The organism is Enterococcus sp. AZ084, assembly GCF_051714905.1.
Classification (GTDB): Bacteria; Bacillota; Bacilli; order Lactobacillales; family Enterococcaceae; genus Enterococcus_B; species Enterococcus_B pernyi.
On sequence record NZ_JBIOSS010000001.1, the window covers coordinates 1,782,393 to 1,795,975 of the forward strand.

General features: G+C 40.7%; 9 protein-coding genes. 2 read left to right on the plus strand and 7 right to left on the minus strand.

The window, feature by feature from the left end; genetic code table 11:
- Positions 1-32 precede the first annotated feature (32 nt).
- From IGI79_RS08145 to uvrB, 6 genes are all read right to left on the minus strand, one after another.
- Complete coding sequence (locus IGI79_RS08145; protein ID WP_065096810.1) at positions 33-1,028, minus strand: gluconeogenesis factor YvcK family protein; 996 nt, start codon at positions 1,026-1,028, stop codon at positions 33-35.
- On the minus strand, positions 1,025-1,909 hold the full coding sequence (gene rapZ, locus IGI79_RS08150) for an RNase adapter RapZ (protein WP_010735232.1): 885 nt from the start codon (positions 1,907-1,909) through the stop codon (positions 1,025-1,027). Before rapZ ends, IGI79_RS08145 begins: the two co-directional genes overlap by 4 nt.
- A 375-nt stretch (positions 1,910-2,284) precedes the next feature.
- Positions 2,285-2,989 (minus strand): amino acid racemase, encoded by a 705-nt coding sequence (locus IGI79_RS08155; protein WP_019723110.1) that lies wholly within the window; start codon positions 2,987-2,989, stop codon positions 2,285-2,287.
- Between the two features lie 3 nt (positions 2,990-2,992).
- The gene (locus IGI79_RS08160) at positions 2,993-4,258 is read right to left on the minus strand and encodes a D-aspartate ligase (protein ID WP_065096988.1); all 1,266 of its coding nucleotides are present in this window, start codon (positions 4,256-4,258) and stop codon (positions 2,993-2,995) included.
- A 262-nt stretch (positions 4,259-4,520) separates the two neighbouring features.
- Positions 4,521-7,340, minus strand: coding sequence for an excinuclease ABC subunit UvrA (gene uvrA / locus IGI79_RS08165; protein ID WP_438845834.1), 2,820 nt, complete (start codon positions 7,338-7,340; stop codon positions 4,521-4,523).
- A gap of 9 nt (positions 7,341-7,349) precedes the next feature.
- Positions 7,350-9,344 carry an excinuclease ABC subunit UvrB gene (uvrB, locus tag IGI79_RS08170; RefSeq protein WP_071866251.1) on the minus strand — a complete coding sequence of 665 codons (1,995 nt, stop codon included), beginning with the start codon at positions 9,342-9,344 and terminating at the stop codon, positions 7,350-7,352.
- Positions 9,345-9,638: 294 nt separating this feature from the next.
- Between uvrB and IGI79_RS08175 the strand changes: the two genes are divergently transcribed.
- Both IGI79_RS08175 and IGI79_RS08180 read left to right on the plus strand, forming a co-directional pair.
- Positions 9,639-11,132 carry an amino acid ABC transporter substrate-binding protein/permease gene (locus IGI79_RS08175; RefSeq protein ID WP_086334783.1) on the plus strand — a complete coding sequence of 498 codons (1,494 nt, stop codon included), beginning with the start codon at positions 9,639-9,641 and terminating at the stop codon, positions 11,130-11,132.
- 1 nt (position 11,133) lies between these two features.
- Positions 11,134-11,871 carry an amino acid ABC transporter ATP-binding protein gene (locus tag IGI79_RS08180; RefSeq protein WP_071866250.1) on the plus strand — a complete coding sequence of 246 codons (738 nt, stop codon included), beginning with the start codon at positions 11,134-11,136 and terminating at the stop codon, positions 11,869-11,871.
- A 60-nt stretch (positions 11,872-11,931) separates the two neighbouring features.
- Here the strand turns inward: IGI79_RS08180 and IGI79_RS08185 are convergent, their stop codons facing one another.
- Positions 11,932-13,563 (minus strand): glycoside hydrolase family 53 protein, encoded by a 1,632-nt coding sequence (locus IGI79_RS08185; RefSeq protein WP_438845835.1) that lies wholly within the window; start codon positions 13,561-13,563, stop codon positions 11,932-11,934.
- Positions 13,564-13,583 lie beyond the last annotated feature (20 nt).

Sequence of the window (13,583 nt, forward strand, 5' to 3'; positions counted from 1 at the left end):
TCCACCTCCTTTTCACAAAATTTTTCCTTTAATTACTTTGAGCCAAAGACGATGCGGAATAGTTCTTCGACTACCTTTTCACCATCATGGAAGACTCCGCCATTTTTCAACTCTAAAAAGTCAGTCGAGATGACCCGACAATTTTCTTCTCTTAAGCCATTAAAATCATGTGCTACTTGGACAAGGTATTCATCGTAGATTTCCGGGTCCATGTAATCTTTTGGTACTTTTTCTGTATTGACTAAGACAGTATCAATAAAGGGTTGGTCTAAATGTTGATGCAACACACGAATATGATCTGCATCTGAAAAATGTTCTGTTTCCCCTTTTTGTGTCATGATATTACAGATGTATACGACCTCTGCTTTCGTTTGAAGCATGGCTTCACCAACTTCTGGTATGACTAAGTTAGGAAGAATACTCGTGAACAAGCTTCCCGGCCCTAAGACGACCATATCTGCTTCCATGATCGCAGAAACAACTTTGCGCCCTGCTTTGGCTTCACTTTCGTCTTCTGTATTACGTACGAATACCCGATCGATCGTTTTGCGGTCAACAGCGATTTTAGATTCTCCGATCGCTGTCGTTCCATCTTTGAAGACCGCATGTAAGGTCAACGGCGTTTCAGAAGAGGGATAGATGTGTCCATCCACGTGCATCATTCGAGACAATAGTTGTACTGCTTCATAAGTACTCCCTCTCATTTCAGCAACTGCCGCAATGATCAAGTTACCAATGGTATGATTGGCTAAAAATTGGTCTTCTTTTTTGAAACGGTACTGAAAGATATCTTCGTAAAATTGAGGCATATCAGATAGCGAGACTAACACATTTCTTAAATCGCCTGGAGGAGCCATCGCAATCGACTGGCGGATCTCACCGCTACTACCGCCATCATCTGCGACGGTTACGATTGCCGTGATATCGGCTCCTTGATTACGTAGACTTTTCAAAATAACAGGTAAGCCTGTACCGCCTCCGACTACAACGATTTTGGGTTTTCGAATTCGGTAAGTTTTCATTTTCATGAGCGGTTCACCGTCTCTTTGCGCTTATCTTTGTCACGATGAGTTACATTGACTTTATATGTTTCACTAAGCGCTTGAGATAACCTTTCTGTTAAAGCAACTGAACGGTGTTGTCCACCCGTACAGCCAATCGCTACAGTCAAACTGCTTTTTCCTTCTTTGATGTATCCTGGCATGACTGTTTTTAATAAATCAAGGAATTTCAAATAAAATAATTCTGTTTCGTCAAAGGACATGACGTAATCATAGACTGGTTTATCTTTCCCAGTCAATGGTCTTAAATCAGCGATATAATGAGGGTTCGGTAAAAAACGAACATCCATCACAATATCTGAATCGATCGGTAACCCGTATTTGAAACCAAACGAAACAAACTCAATGCGGAATCCTTGATCATCTTTTGTTTTAAATGTTTGATTGATTTTCTCACGTAGTTGTCGTGGAGTTAAAGTCGTCGTATCAATAATGACAGAAGCTTGTGCTTTGATGTCATTTAAAATCGCCCGTTCTTTACGGATGCCTTCCGTTACTAGTCCATCCATAGCCATCGGATGGGTTCTTCTGGTTTCTTTGTAACGAGCAACCAACTCTTCGTCAGAGGCATCTAAAAATAAGACAGAGGTATCAATAAAATTTGTATTTTCGATCTCGATCAACATACTTTGGATCTCTTCAAAGAAAGAGCGTGAACGTAGATCCACACCAAGTGCCATTTTTGTGACTTTCCCCGATTCCTTGATCAGTTCCCAGAATTTTGGGATCAGTGTTGGGGGCATATTATCGATACAAAAGTACCCCATATCTTCAAAACTTTGAATGGCCACAGTTTTACCTGCCCCGCTCATTCCTGTAATGATTACTAGTTCTAAATTATCAGCCATCCGTATGGCCTCCTCTCTCGTTCTCCTATAAAATTATATCATCCCGGGCGTATCATTGCTAGTTCGAATTCGATTTCTTTGGTTTTTATTCAAAGGCTGTAAAGCAAAATCAAACGACTTCAAAATAAGCGCGAAAAGTGAGGGGCACATTAGTCCTCTCGCAGATTCTAACACTGAATAAACGATGGAAACAAAAGTAACCTCTTCGGAAATAAGGCGCCATCCACAAAAATTTGAAGAACAATTTTCGTGGATGGCGTCTTATTTCTCGAGGGGAAACATTTCTGTCTCTAACTCTTTTCGCGCTAATTTATAGGAGCTGAACCCCTGTAGATCAAACTCAGCCCACAACTATTATTACACTAAAAACGTATCTTACTTTCGAGCAGATAGTGCCATCTCGATTGTTCGATCAGCTAGTATCGACTGCGCATCGATCACAGGATAAGGATTATCGGAGGCAACTTCTTGCATCAAAGACAATTCTGTACAGCCTAAGATGATCTTTTCACACGCCAAGCGTTGAACAACTTCTTCTAGAATCTCAAAATAAAGTTCTTTATTCAACCGATCCGCTTCTTTGATTTCATGATAAATCAAGTAGTTCACTTTTTCTTGTAGTTCTTGGTCAGGAATCACCACGTCAAAACCTAATGCTTTGATCTCTTTTTCGTAAACACCGGCAAGAATACTTCCTTGAGTTGCTAAAACAGCTACTTTACCCGTTGTTTTTTGACGGACAAGCTCTTTTGCCGCTTCTCGTGGCATATGCAAAATCGGAATCGTCGTCTCTGCCTGTAAGTCATCAAAAAAGTAATGAGCTGTATTACAAGTCAAAACAATGAAATTCGGTTGTAGTAAATTTTGTTTTTTGACATCCTCTACTAAATAAGGGACAGGATTTTCTTTCGTTTGATCCAAAATGTAGGCCGTTCGATCAGGAACTGTCGCATGATTGAACAATACATAGTTCAAGTAATCCTGATCTTTGGCAGCTTTGACACGATGATTGATCAAGCGGACAAAGCTTTCCGTTGCCATCGTTCCCATCCCACCTAAGATACTGAAAAAATTCTCCATGAACTAGCCTTCTTTCGAATGAAAGTATTTTTTAAATCTTGGAATATAGTTTCGGAACATATAAGTCATCAATACCCAGCGTTTAAGTGAGTGATCTTTCTCATAAAACACAGTCGTTCCATAGCGTTTTTCTTTGATCAACTGCAAGGCACGTTGTTTTTGTTCGTTCTCTTTGGCATAAGTCAAAAAGACTTTTTTAGGCACGCCCAGCCATAGCTTCGCTTGGTCTGATTGGTTCGTTCCGTAGGTCGTTTGCACGAACGGCACACCAAAGACACGGTCTTCTGTTAGAAAACGTGCTAAATTCAGGCCATTGAGCGTAACAAAGAAACTACTTCTTCCTTGACGAAGATTGATCTCAAATAATTTATATTCGCCATCTCGTGGGTCATACTTCATGTCAAAGTTTGCAAAGCCAGTGTACTCGATTTTTTCTAGAAATGCTTTGATCGTTTGGTAGATCTTCTCGTTATAGTCAGGCATGATCACGACATAGTTTCCGATAGACGCTGGTGTTGGGTCTTCAAGTAATGGATGTCCTAGACACATCATTCGTACTTGATGCTGGTCATCAACGTAGGCATTCAAGACCCGCATATTGCTGTCATCCCCAGGAATAAAGTCTTGTGCGATCATTTCGCTCGTATAGCCCGCTTCATAGATCCGACCTAGCATCAAATCAAATTCCTCGCGATTATCAATAATAAACGCTTTTTTTCGTCCCTCAAATTGGACAGATAAATATTCCACACTATTTGCCGGTTTTAGTGCTACAGGAAAATTGAAAGGTAACTCTTGTTCTAAGCGGCCATTGTTCAACATTTCTTTTCGAATGATCAATGTTTTGGGATAAGGTAACTGATATTCTTCACATATCTCATAAAAACTCACTTTATTCACTAATCGCTCGAAAAGTGAATAATCGATATAAGGACATATAAAAGTTTCAGACAGCTCCTCTTTATGCTGAGAAATCAACTCAGCATATCCGTCGCCACAAGCTATCAGTAAATATTTTTTATTTTTATCCGTATATTTTTCTTTTGCTAAACGTCTCATCGTCTCTATAAAGACCGGATCTTGATCAAATCCTGGAATCACTTCAACGTTTACGATTTTGCTATAGCGGGTAGGCGCTAATTGATTCGACGCATAGGATTGACAAACTGTGCCATATGCCTCGTGAAATGAACGGGCCATACCATAAACGTTCATATCGCTACCTAATAAAATAGGGATAAATTCATTTTTTTCATTACTGTTCATCATTATCTCTCACTAACTTAATAATCTCTTGTTTTTTCTTTTACAATTACACAAGGAATATCATACCATAAAGAAAAAAGCAATCAAAGGAATCTCCTCCGATTGCTCAATTCTTTTTTGAACGGATTGAACTTATAGGAAGTTTTTATCTATACCAATAAGTGTAGAAAGAACTACCATATAAAATATTCTAGAATACTCATGAAAAGAAAACAATACATATTGTATTCTTTTAATATTTTTTTAACTATCATCATCACTTTTATTATTTTTCCATGATTTTTTTCAAATAATGTCCTGTATAGCTTTCTTTGACTTTCACTAATTCCTCTGGTGTACCAGTTGCTAGGATCGTACCGCCACCTTCGCCACCTTCAGGTCCTAGATCGATCAAATGATCCGCTGTTTTGATGACGTCTAAATTGTGTTCAATGACTAACACAGTATTTCCTGCATCAACCAATCGTTGCAAAACATGCAATAATCGAGCAATGTCATCAGTGTGAAGCCCTGTAGTCGGCTCATCTAAAATATAAAAATTCTTCCCATTAGAAATCTTGTGCAGTTCACTCGCAAGTTTCATTCGTTGTGCTTCTCCGCCGGACAATGTCGTCGCTGGTTGTCCCATTGTGACGTAGCCTAAGCCAACATCAACGATCGTTTGTAGTTTGCGATGGATCTTAGGGATCGGTTGGAAAAACTCAACGGCATCTTCAACCGTCATCTCTAAGATATCCGCAATACTTTTTCCTTTGTAATGAACTTCTAGTGTTTCTGAGTTATAACGTTTCCCATGACAGACTTCGCATGGGACATACACATCTGGTAAGAAATGCATTTCGATCTTGATGATCCCATCACCGCGACAAGCTTCACAGCGACCACCTTTCACGTTGAAACTGAAACGGCCTTTTTTGTAACCACGCATCTTCGCTTCATTGGTTTGAGCAAACAGATCACGGATATCATCAAAGACACTCGTATAAGTCGCCGGATTACTTCTTGGTGTCCGACCGATCGGGCTTTGATCGATATCAATGATTTTTTCGATTCCTTCATAACCAGTTATCGTTTTGAACTTTCCTGGTTTGGCTGAGTTCCGATTGATTTTTTGTGCTAATGCCTTCTTCAAGATACTGTTCACAAGCGTACTTTTTCCTGAACCAGAGACGCCAGTGACCGCCACGAATTCACTCAAAGGAAACTCAACGGACACATTTTTCAAGTTGTTTTCTGTCGCACCTGTGATCTTGATCGCTTTACCTGTACCTTTTCGTCTTGTTTCAGGAACAGGGATCGATTTTTTGCCAGACAGATATTGTCCGGTCAATGAATGTTTATCCTTAGCAACTTGAGCGGGTGTCCCAGCAGAAACGATCTCGCCACCTTGATGTCCTGCACCAGGACCAACATCGATCAAATAATCGGCTGCACGCATCGTATCTTCATCATGTTCCACAACCACTAAGGTATTGCCAAGATCTCGCATTTTCTTCAATGAACCGATCAAGCGATCATTGTCCCGTTGATGTAAGCCAATGGAAGGCTCATCTAAGATATAAAGAACTCCCGATAGATTTGAACCGATTTGTGTGGCTAAACGAATCCGTTGCGCTTCGCCACCTGATAAAGTGCCCGAAGCACGACTAAGTGTCAAATAATCAAGACCGACATTTTCTAAGAATGACAAACGGTCATTGACTTCTTTTAGAATCGGACGAGCGATGACTTTTTCTTGCTCTGATAAAGTTAGATTTTCAAAAAATTCAACGGCATGTTGGATCGACAACTCATTCGTCTGACCAATATTCGTCCCATTGATCTGTACGGATAAAGCTTGTGGATTCAATCGATAACCGTCACAAGTCTTACACGTCAATTCTGTCATGTAAAGACGCATTTGTTCTCTCGTAAAATCACTGTTCGTATCATGGTAACGGCGTTTGATATTGGTCATCACGCCTTCAAATGACGTTTCAACATCTCTCACTCCACCGAAATCATTTTCGTAGTGAAAATGGAAGGGCTCTGAGGTACCATTCAACACGATTTCTTGATGTTCAATAGGTAAGTCTTCAAATGGTGTATCCATATCGATCCCATAACTTTCGCAAGCTTGTGCCAGCATTTGTGGATAATATTGCGAACTGATGGGATTCCAAGGAATGATTGCTCCTTCGTTCAACGTTTTTGTTTTATCTGGGATCACTAGATCGATATCGACTTCTAATTTGACTCCCAAACCATCACAATCCGGACATGCGCCAAATGGTGCATTGAAAGAAAACAAGCGCGGTTCTAATTCTCCTACTGTAAACCCACAGTACGGACACGCATAATGTTCGCTAAAGAGCATCTCTTCTTCGCCAATCACATCGATCAATACATAGCCATCCGCTAAACGAAGCGCTGCTTCGATCGAATCGAATAAACGAGAGCGGACGCCTTCTTTCACCACGATTCGGTCAATCACGATCGCAATATCGTGTTTTTTATTTTTCTCTAATTCAGGTACTTCACTAACGTCATAGGTTTCTCCGTCTACACGGACACGAACATACCCTTCTTTTTGGACACGTTCAAATACTTTTTTGTGTTGTCCCTTTTTCTTTACCACGATCGGTGCTAAAATTTGGATCTTCGTCCGATCAGGCAGTTCTAGCACTTTGTCCACCATTTGCTCGACGGATTGACTAGTGATCTCAATATGGTCATTTGGACAGATCGGATGACCAACCCTAGCAAATAACAGACGTAAATAATCATTGATCTCTGTCACTGTCCCTACGGTAGAACGAGGGTTTTTACTGGTTGTTTTTTGATCGATCGAGATTGCTGGGCTAAGTCCATCAATACTATCGACATCCGGTTTATCCATTTGTCCCAAAAATTGACGGGCATACGCAGATAAACTTTCGACATATCGGCGTTGTCCTTCTGCGTATAATGTGTCAAAAGCAAGTGAACTTTTCCCTGAACCGGATAATCCGGTGACGACCACGAATTTATCACGTGGGATCGTCACATCGATATTCTTTAAATTGTGCGCTCTTGCGCCATGAATAATAATTTTATCGTTAGCCATGTTTACCCCCTACTCAGATGCCTTTAATTCAAGAATCATATCACGCACATTGGCTGCGGTCTCGAAATCCAATGCTTTCGCTGCATCTTTCATTTCTTTTTCTAGTTTCATCAATAATGTTGCTTTTTCTTCTCTTGTCATCTCTTCATAAGAAACTTGCACCGTTTCTTTTGCATCATCTTCTGATTCTTTCGTAATCGAGATCAAGTCTCGGATTTCTTTGATGATCGTTTTCGGAACGATGCCATGGTCCTCATTGTATTGTTGCTGGATACTACGACGTCTTGACGTTTCATCCATGGCTAAACGCATGGAATCAGTCACTCTATCCGCATACATGATGACTTTACCTTCTGAGTTACGTGCCGCACGTCCGATGGTTTGGACTAATGATCGTTCACTTCGTAAGAACCCTTCTTTATCGGCATCTAAAATAGCGACTAACGATACTTCTGGGACATCTAATCCTTCACGTAGTAAGTTGATACCAACTAATACGTCAAATTCGCCTAAACGAAGATCACGAATGATCTCTGTCCGTTCTAATGTTTTGATATCGCTATGCAAGTATTTTACTTTGATCCCTAACTCTTTGAAGTAATCGGTCAAGTCTTCTGACATCTTTTTCGTCAACGTGGTCACAAATACCCGTTGGTCTTTTTCAACTCGCTCATTGATCTCACCTACTAAATCGTCGATCTGACCCATGATCGGTCGTACCTCGATGACTGGATCTAATAATCCTGTTGGTCGAATGATTTGTTGGACCACCGTATCTGTTTGTTCGTACTCATAAGGTCCAGGAGTAGCAGAAACATAGACGATCTGGTTGACATGTTTCTCAAATTCTTCTAGACGCAATGGGCGGTTATCTAGTGCAGATGGCAAGCGGAAGCCATAATCGACTAGCATTTGTTTTCTCGCACGGTCTCCGTTATACATTCCACGGATCTGTGGCATCGTCACATGAGATTCATCAATAACCATCAGCGCATCCTCAGGGAAGAAATCTAATAACGTATACGGCGGTTCGCCTTCTTTACGACCATCCATATGACGTGAATAGTTTTCGATCCCAGAAGTATAGCCCATCTCTAACATCATCTCGATGTCATAGTTCGTCCGTTGTTCTAAGCGTTGCGCCTCTAGTAATTTGTTCTCATTACGCAACACAGTCAAGCGTTGTTCAAGTTCTGCTTTGATATTTGCGACCGCATGTTCCATATGATCGTCATCGGTCACAAAGTGAGTGGCTGGGAAAATAGCGACGTGCTCTGTTTCGCCTAATACTTCACCTGTCAACGCATTCACTTCACGGATTCTTTCGACTTCATCACCAAAAAATTCAACGCGTAATGCTCGCTCATCACGTGAAGCTGGAAAGATCTCCACGACATCACCACGCACTCGAAAACGACCGCGCTGAAAATCAATATCGTTTCGCTCAAATTGGATGCTGACTAGATCTCGGATCAATTGATTACGGTCCATCTCCGCACCTTGTCTGATCGACACGACTTGTTTTTGATATTCAAATGGTGAACCTAACCCAAAAATACAAGAAACCGAAGCAATCACGATCACGTCATTTCGTTCTAACAATGAACTTGTGGCGGAATGACGCAATTTATCGATTTCATCGTTGACACTTGAATCTTTTTCAATGTACGTATCACTCGAAGGTACATAGGCTTCTGGTTGATAATAATCATAGTAAGAAACAAAATATTCGACCGCATTGTTCGGAAAGAACTCTTTGAATTCCCCATATAATTGGCCAGCAAGTGTCTTATTATGTGCAATGATCAAAGTTGGTTTATTTACTTTTTCGATCAAATTAGATATCGTATAGGTTTTCCCTGTTCCGGTCGCACCTAATAAAATCTGCGCTTTTTTACCCTCATTTACACCTTCGACCAACTGCTTGATCGCTTCTGGTTGATCGCCGGCTGGTTGGTATTTTGACACCAACTCAAAATGACGGGAGGTATCTCTTTCAATCATTGTTCGTCCTCCTTTTCGTTCATTCCTTCTCTCATTTCATCAAAAAAAGAAAAGGAAAGCAAAGGCATTCCTTGTTCTTCTATTATATCACGGCGAACATACTTTCGCCAATTGAAAGTTTTGGATCTTACCTGTAATCTCCTTCTTTTATCGCATGTCATGTTTTCTTACATAGCATGTAATAAATCGCTACTTTTTTAAATTATTTTTTCTTGGAATCTTGTGTTAGGAATATCTTTTCGCCTATAATAGTTAAATATTGGAAATTATCGAAATTTATATAGGAGGTTATTTATGAAAAAAAGAAACATGTTACAGACATTCCTTTTCATAATGACAGGACTTGTTACATTCGCTCTGCATACGCCTGTGCAAGCTGACGAGACGCAATCGACTACAGCAACTAGCGAGACGATGCAAAAAATAGAACCTAAAAAAGACGTTTATGTGATTGCAAGTGATTCGGCCTTCGCTCCATTCGAGTACCAAAATGCGGATGGCGAATATGTGGGGATCGATGTCAGCTTAATGGAAGCTATCTCAGAAATGCATGGGTTCAATATCCGCATGGACTTCCGAGGTTTCTCTGCTGCGTTACAGGCATTGGAATCCGGACAAGCAGATGGAATGATCGCGGGGATGACGATTACAGATGAACGTAAAAAAACGTTTGATTTTTCAGACCCTTATTTCCAAAGTGGTATCCAAATCGCAGTCAAAAAAGGCAATACTTCGATCAAGTCTTATGAAGACTTAGATGGAAAAACAGTCGGTGCGAAAGTTGGTACCGAAAGTGCAGATTTCTTGGTCGCTAACCAAGAGAAATACGGCTACGAAATCAAATATTTCGATGCCGCAGATCAGCTATATGATAGTTTGAGAGTCGGAGCAATTGACGCAATGATGGATGACTATCCAGTAATCGGTTATGCGATCAAAAATGGCCAGGAATTAGAAACGCCAATCGAACGAGAAACTGGCGGCTCTTATGGTTTCGCAGTGAAAAAAGGAGAAAATCCTGAATTATTAGAAATGTTCAACGAAGGCTTAAAAGAATTAAAACGAACAGGTCAATATGAAGAGATCATCAATCAATACATCTCTACAGACGAAAGTGCAGCAGCACCAGCTGTTGATGAATCGACATTGACTGGCTTGATCCAAAACAATTACAAAGCGCTATTGAAAGGCTTATGGCAAACGATCCTATTAACCTTGATTTCATTTGCACTAGCTTTAGTTGTCGGCGTGATCTTCGGTCTTTTCAGTGTTGCACCGATCCGCGCCTTACGAACAGTTGCAAGCATCTATGTAGATATCATTCGCGGAATTCCGATGATGGTACTTGCTTTCTTCATCTTTTTCGGTCTACCAAGTATCGTGGGCTTTACGATTCCTGACTTTATTGCAGGGATCATCACATTGACCTTGAACGCGAGTGCCTATATCGCCGAAATCGTACGTGGCGGGATCAATGCTGTTCCTACAGGACAAATGGAAGCTTCACGAAGTTTAGGTCTGTCTTATAATCGTACGATGCAAAAGATCATTTTACCACAAGCATTTAAAATCATGATTCCATCGTTCGTCAACCAATTCGTGATCTCATTGAAAGATACGACGATCATTTCAGCGATCGGTGTGGTCGAGTTGTTACAAACTGGACGGATCATCGTTGCTCGAACCACTCAAAGTACGTATGTCTACTTGATCATCGCAGTAATGTACTTGATCTTGATCACTGCATTGACGAAATTAGCGAAAGTTTTAGAAAAGAAGGTGAAATAAGATGACAGAAAAAATCTTAGTCGAACATCTTGTAAAAAAATATGGAGACAACACTGTCTTGAACGACATCAACGTGTCGATCAATGAAGGCGATGTTGTTTGTGTGATCGGACCTTCTGGTTCAGGTAAAAGTACTTTTTTACGTTGTTTGAACCGTTTAGAAGATCCAACATCCGGTGATATCATCATTGATGGTGCTCATTTGATGGATAAAAACACAGATATCAACTTAGTAAGGCAACATATAGGCATGGTATTCCAGCATTTCAATCTTTTCCCACATCTTTCTGTGTTGGAAAACATCGTTTTAGCACCGATGGATCTAAAAAAACTCTCTCGTGAAGAAGCAGAGAAAAAAGCAATCAAATTGTTAGAAACAGTTGGCTTAGAAGACAAAAAAGATATGTACCCAGATAACTTATCTGGTGGACAAAAACAACGGGTTGCTATTGCTCGTGCATTAGCAATGAATCCCGATATCATGCTCTTTGATGAACCTACTTCAGCCTTGGACCCAGAAATGGTCGGCGATGTATTGAATGTCATGAAAAAATTAGCGAAACAAGGAATGACTATGGTCATCGTGACACATGAAATGGGCTTTGCTAAAGAAGTCGCGAACCGTGTCATGTTTATAGATGGCGGCAACTTCCTTGAAGATGGCACACCACAACAAATATTTGAAGATCCGCAAAATGAGCGAACGAAAGATTTCTTGGATAAAGTATTAGATATCTGATCGACTAAAGAAAGCCCCTAAGAACGTCTGGAAAAACCAAGCGTTCTTAGGGGCTCTTTACTATTGATTTTTAACGAATGTTACATGATCCACCGATACCCATCCTTGCGCTTTTGCATCAACATAAATGCCAATCTCACTCGTGCCGGAAGTAACCGGTATATCTTTGATCGTTACTTTTGTCCACTCGCCACTTTTAGTGATCGAAGCCTTCAGCTCTTTCTCACCATGATTTTTGACATACATCTGACTAGCGGTCAAATCGCCACCTGCCATGGTATAAGCAGTTAATGTGTACGTTCCCTTGCTTAATCCATCAACAGTTTGATAGATCGACATTTGATACGCTTGATCATCCCAAAAGGTTGCTTTATACGCTCCGGAAAACCCACCAGTTTCAGTTTTCAATGTATCGATTGCTGCACCATTGCCTCGCCACACAGACCAATTTGAAGGTGTGTTCGTGAAACCGTCATTTTCAAAACTAGGATTTTTCAGAAGATTTTGCTGTCTCCCTGCTTCTTTAAACGCTTTTAAGCTAGGAAGTGCTTGCCCATTGAAATCAAACATTGCCTGGTTATCCCACTCATTTCCTGTTTGGGATTGTACGCCTAAATAGTTCATTCCAGCAGCTGTTGCCCAAGAGACATTACCGTTATACCATAAAGGTTCCCAATAGAAAAAGCCATTCCCTTTCTCATTTGGCACGGTTTGGATACGAGTCACCAAATCATTTAAATATTCTCGTTGCCCTGCTGGTGTTGCCGCATATCCTCCTGCAATCTCTTGTTCTGGTCCAAAAGCATTGGGCATACTATCCGCATTGGCAGTTGTGTGTCCATATGCAGTCTCTACCACATTGACTTCTTTATCATATCTGGCACTGATTGTGTTCATTGTCGTTTGCAAGGCATTCATCGAGCCATGCCAATAAGGATAATAGGAAAGGCCGATCAAATCGTAATCTACCCCACGTTTTGTAATCTCATCAAACCACCAAGTAAAGACATCCGTATCTCCACCATCAGCTAAATGCAGCATGATTGGGGTGTCGACTGGTTGCGTTTCTTTTACTCCCCGAATCCCAGACTTCAAGAAAGTGGCTAATCGATCAAACTCGCCACCACCTTCCCCCCATGATTTTCCATAAGGCCAAAGCATGCCGCTGTTCAATTCATTGCCTATCTGGACCATATCAGGATATACACCATTGTTTTTCATTTCTGTCAATACACTTTTCGTATAACCGTATAAGGCTGCATCAAGTTGCTCAAAGCTATAGTTTTCCCATGCTTTCGGAAGGTTTTGTTTGCCAGGGTCCACCCAGAAATCACTATAATGAAAATCAAGTAACACTTTCAATCCTAGGTTTTTCGCACGTTTCGCCAAAGCAATCGTCGTGTTCAAATCATTCGTGCCTGCACCATATGAATTCCCTTGATCATCATAAGGATCTTGCCATAATCGCAAACGAACATAGTTGACGCCATTGTTCTTTAGAATCTGTAATGCATCTTTTTTCACACCATTTTCGTAATATCCTGCACCAGATTTTTCCATATCCGCTAATATCGAGATATCTGCTCCACGTATCAATTCCTTTGCCTCCACTTGCTTTGAACCTAATGCCACACTGACTAACGAAACAAATAATCCGACAACCAACACTCGCCAACCTTTTACTTTGTTCATTTAACGATCTCTCCTTTGAT

What these genes read in the sequence shown, in the direction of transcription:
- uvrA (WP_438845834.1), bottom strand. Translation starts at nt 7,340, where the DNA reads ATGGCTAACGATAAAATTATTATTCATGGCGCAAGAGCGCACAATTTA.
- IGI79_RS08180 (WP_071866250.1), top strand. Translation starts at nt 11,134, where the DNA reads ATGACAGAAAAAATCTTAGTCGAACATCTTGTAAAAAAATATGGAGAC.
- rapZ (WP_010735232.1), bottom strand. Translation starts at nt 1,909, where the DNA reads ATGGCTGATAATTTAGAACTAGTAATCATTACAGGAATGAGCGGGGCA.
- IGI79_RS08185 (WP_438845835.1), bottom strand. Translation starts at nt 13,563, where the DNA reads ATGAACAAAGTAAAAGGTTGGCGAGTGTTGGTTGTCGGATTATTTGTT.
- IGI79_RS08145 (WP_065096810.1), bottom strand. Translation starts at nt 1,028, where the DNA reads ATGAAAATGAAAACTTACCGAATTCGAAAACCCAAAATCGTTGTAGTC.
- IGI79_RS08160 (WP_065096988.1), bottom strand. Translation starts at nt 4,258, where the DNA reads ATGATGAACAGTAATGAAAAAAATGAATTTATCCCTATTTTATTAGGT.
- IGI79_RS08155 (WP_019723110.1), bottom strand. Translation starts at nt 2,989, where the DNA reads ATGGAGAATTTTTTCAGTATCTTAGGTGGGATGGGAACGATGGCAACG.
- uvrB (WP_071866251.1), bottom strand. Translation starts at nt 9,344, where the DNA reads ATGATTGAAAGAGATACCTCCCGTCATTTTGAGTTGGTGTCAAAATAC.
- IGI79_RS08175 (WP_086334783.1), top strand. Translation starts at nt 9,639, where the DNA reads ATGAAAAAAAGAAACATGTTACAGACATTCCTTTTCATAATGACAGGA.